Genomic DNA, 3,201 nt, shown 5'->3' with positions numbered 1-3,201 from the left:
CCGCCCGCCGCTGTCGCCTGCCGTCCGCCCCGCCTGCCGTCCGCCCAGCCCGCCGCCGTCACCTGCTGCTTGCGCCCGCTGCTCGCGCGCCCGCCACCCCGCTCAACCGCGATCAAGCCCGCCGAGGCCCCCGAGTACGCTCCCCTCATGAACGAGCTCTTGGTTGACCGCGACGACGACGGCGTGGTGCTCATCACCCTCAACGTCCCCGACCGCCGCAACGCCATGACCGACGCCATGACCGACCGCTGGCGCGAGACGATGACCGCGCTCGCCACCGACCCCGACGCTCGCTGCGTCGTCGTGACCGGCGCGGGCACCGCCTTCTCCGCAGGCGGCGACCTGTCCTGGCTAGGCGAGCGCGGCGCCGAAGCCGTCCCCGAGCTGCGCGAGCGCATGCTCGCCTTCTACCGCACGTGGCTCCTGGTCAACCGGCTGGAGATCCCCACGATCGCCGCCGTCAACGGCCCGGCGGTCGGCGCGGGCCTGTGCGTGGCGCTGGCCTGCGACCTCGTCTACGCTGCCGACGACGCGAAGCTCCTGGTCCCGTTCACCTCGCTGGGGCTGCATCCGGGGATGGCGGCGACGTACCTGCTGCCCCGCAGAGCAGGGGTGGGTCTGGCCCGCGAGATGCTGCTGACCGGTCGCACGCTGACCGGAAGGGAAGCAGCGGATAAAGGTTTGGTAAATCGATCTTTCCCGAAGAATGACCTGATCCCCGAAGTCAGAGCCCTCGCCCAGAAGATCGCTCAGAACGCTCCCATTGCCACAAGGCTCACCAAACTGGCCCTCAACCAAGACCATCAAGACCTGGAAGCCGCGCTGAGGTGGGAATCCTTGGCCCAGCCGGTCACCATGGCCACGTCGGACCTGCTCGAGGGCCTGGCCGCGCATCGGGAAAGGCGCATGCCCAAATTCACCGGCTCTTAATCATCTGACCAGCAGAAACAGCGCCGCCCCTCTGTGGAATTTCCCTCAACTCGGCTAACGTGCATATGTGCCCCCCGAGACAGTCGAGGTTCGTCGAAGTTCTCGTCGCCGGCGTACGGTCTCCGCATACCGCGACGGCGACAAGACCATCGTGCTCCTGCCCGCCTGGCTGAGCGGCGAAGACGCGGATGAGTGGGTGAGCCGCATGCTGGATCGGCTGGCCGCCAAGGAAAGCCGCCGCAGACCGACGGACGAGGCGCTGCTGGAGAGAGCCAGGGAGCTGTCGGCGAAGTATCTCGGCGGCGACGCCGAGCCGGTGAGCGTCCGCTGGGTCGACAACCAGCAGCACCGCTGGGGCTCCTGCACCCCGGAGAACGGCACGATCCGCATCTCGACGCGGCTCAAGGGACTGCCGGAGTGGGTCATCAACTATGTGATCATCCACGAGCTGGTGCACCTGCTGGTGCCGAGCCACGGCGCCGCGTTCTGGGCTCTGGTCGAACAGTACCCCAAGGCGGAGCGGGCCCGCGGCTTCCTTGAAGGATTCTCCGCCGCGGCCCACTCGGCCCCGGAGGAATGTTGATCCGCGTCGTCGCGGTCCTCGTCCGTCAGCGCATGGCGAACGCGGCGCCCGAGGGCGTCGACCCCAAGGCGTTCCTTGAGGCGATGGCCGAGGACACCTACGAGATGGTGGCCGGGCTCGACCTCGTCACCCCGGTCCTCGTGACCAGCGTTCCCGGCCTCGACGAGATCGTCTGGCCCGGCACCGAGATCATCGACATCGACGAGGACGAGCCGCTGACGTCCATGCTGTCCCGGCTCCCCGGCGACCAGGCCGCGGTGATCGGCGCCGACGCGCCCGATCTGCCGCCGCTGCTGGTGGGCAAGTTGTTCCGCGAGCTCGGCCGCGCGGAGATCACGGTCTGCCCGGCGGAGGACGGCGGCGCCGTGGCCCTGGCCTGCGCGCTGCCCGCCCCGGCCTGGGCCGACCCCGATCTCGACGATCCCGCCGCCGTGGCCACGCTCCGCGCGCAGGCCCCAGGCCCCCGCAGGGTCGCCACCACTCCTGGCTGGCACCGCCTGCGTAGCCCGCAGGACGTCCACCGCCTGGACCCCGGTCTCGAAGGCTGGGACAACACCCGAGCCCTGCTCAAGGAAGCGTGAGCTCGGCCAGCACGGCCCGGTGATCGGTGCCCGGCACCGTCCGTACGTCCACCGCCCGCACCGCCACCCGCCGGTCCACCAGCACGTGATCGATGGTGATGATCGGCGGCACCTTCTTGTTGGCCGGCCACGTCGGGATCAGCCCGGCCCCCACCTGGTCGGCCGCGTCCTTGTAGCCCCGCGACAGCAGCCCGCGCAGCGCCGCGTGGTCGAGCGAGGCGTTGAAGTCGCCGGCCAGGATGCGCACCCGGTCGGGGGAGGCGGACGGCAGCGTCCGCAGTGCCTTGTTCCAGTTGACGACGTTCGGCCCGAGCGGCGGGTACGGATGAACGTCCACGAACTCGACGGGCTCCCCGCCCGGCACCGACACGACCGCGGCCGGCATCTTGTGCCCGACGTCCGGCACCACGTCAGGCAGCTCGCGCAGCTCGTGCTTGGAGTAGATCCCGCTGCCGCCGGCGCTCCACTCGGCCTGCAGCACGCGGTGGGGCAGCAGCTCCTTGAGCCCGGCCACGTCCAGGTCGGACACCGCGCCGGGCGTCAGCTCCTGCGTGCTCAGCACGTCGGGGTCGAACTCGCGCACCATCCGCACGATCGTCCCGGCGTCGGCCCGCCCGAACAGCATGTTGATCGTCATGACCTTGAACGGCCGCCCGGCGGCGGCCTCGGCCCTGCCGAGCGCCCGGGGCAGCACGGCGAGACCGAGCGCCGTGGTCGCCACCAGCGCCACGGCGGTGGCCGCGCGCCGCCGCCCGGCCGCCGCGATCAGCAGCGGGAGCAGCGATCCCGCCGCCGCGTACGGGGTCGCCGTCATGATCTGCGTCGGCAGCGAGCCGCGCTCCAGCCCCGCCACCCTGACGGCGGCCCAGGCCGCGAAAGGGGTCACCGCCATCCAGGTCAGGACGGATCCGGGGATCCTCCGGCGTCTGCGGACGGGTGTGACGATCGTGCCACCCACGGGCGACTCAGCCGGAGCGCTCACCAGACCCCCTTTGGAACGATGCAGAGGACTCTAGTAGTACTTTGTTAGTTCGAGTCTCTATGAGACGGTCGTGGCATGACTCCGGCGGAGCTGGCTGATGTCCGTGGCCGTCTTGAGGACTTCGC

Annotated in this window: 4 protein-coding genes; 3 read left to right on the top strand and 1 reads right to left on the bottom strand. The window is 70.5% G+C overall.

What is annotated here, in order from left to right; genetic code table 11:
* The 3 genes from BMW85_RS47975 to BMW85_RS47965 form a co-directional block, all read left to right on the top strand.
* The coding region (locus tag BMW85_RS47975) for an enoyl-CoA hydratase/isomerase family protein (protein ID WP_245775505.1) at positions 1-930 on the top strand (930 nt) is incomplete at its 5' end.
* Positions 931-997: 67 nt separating this feature from the next.
* Positions 998-1,513: a M48 metallopeptidase family protein gene (locus BMW85_RS47970; RefSeq protein ID WP_177241275.1), complete on the top strand. Its 516-nt coding sequence runs from the start codon at positions 998-1,000 to the stop codon at positions 1,511-1,513.
* Positions 1,507-2,094 (top strand): DUF2064 domain-containing protein, encoded by a 588-nt coding sequence (locus tag BMW85_RS47965; RefSeq protein WP_245775504.1) that lies wholly within the window; start codon positions 1,507-1,509, stop codon positions 2,092-2,094. Before BMW85_RS47970 ends, BMW85_RS47965 begins: the two co-directional genes overlap by 7 nt.
* Here BMW85_RS47965 and BMW85_RS47960 read toward each other — a convergent pair.
* A complete protein-coding gene (locus BMW85_RS47960) occupies positions 2,081-2,986 on the bottom strand; it encodes an endonuclease/exonuclease/phosphatase family protein (protein ID WP_245775503.1) in 906 nt (301 codons plus the stop codon). The genes BMW85_RS47965 and BMW85_RS47960 overlap by 14 nt on opposite strands.
* Positions 2,987-3,201: the final 215 nt, after the last annotated feature.

This window comes from Nonomuraea wenchangensis (assembly GCF_900111685.1).
GTDB lineage: Bacteria > Actinomycetota > Actinomycetes > Streptosporangiales > Streptosporangiaceae > Nonomuraea > Nonomuraea wenchangensis.
This window is presented reverse-complemented; position numbering and strand designations above follow the sequence as displayed.

Bases quoted from the DNA above. Each gene is read 5' to 3' on its own strand.
- BMW85_RS47965 (WP_245775504.1), top strand. From the start codon at position 1,507: ATGTTGATCCGCGTCGTCGCGGTCCTCGTCCGTCAGCGCATGGCGAAC.
- BMW85_RS47960 (WP_245775503.1), bottom strand. From the start codon at position 2,986: ATGGCGGTGACCCCTTTCGCGGCCTGGGCCGCCGTCAGGGTGGCGGGG.